Annotated in this window: 1 pseudogene; it reads right to left on the bottom strand. The window is 45.9% G+C overall.

Features of this window, described 5'->3' with window-relative positions:
• A pseudogene (locus tag EG814_RS21080) lies at nt 1-318 on the bottom strand (hypothetical protein); the annotation flags it as partial.

Genomic DNA, 318 nt, shown 5'->3' with positions numbered 1-318 from the left:
CGTTCCAAAAGTGTCTCCATCTTGGTCTCGATACCACACCGTATTGGGATTAATGGCAGCGTTAGCATCATTGCAGTCTGTATTATTCGTCACATATCCTGTAGGCTTCACACTATAAGATACGATTAAGGAAGGGTTTCCGAACGTGTCGCCATCGGCATCCCTGTAAAAAGTCGATGGGGCAATATTAGTGATATTGGCTGTCGTATCATTATAGTCGGAGGAATTCAGAACATATCCTGCAGGCTGGGTACACTGAACCAGTTTGGTTGCAGGCGTTCCAAAAGTGTCTCCATCTTGGTCTCGATACCACACCGT

This window comes from Flavobacterium ustbae (assembly GCF_003946915.1).
GTDB lineage: Bacteria > Bacteroidota > Bacteroidia > Flavobacteriales > Flavobacteriaceae > Flavobacterium > Flavobacterium ustbae.
This window is presented reverse-complemented; position numbering and strand designations above follow the sequence as displayed.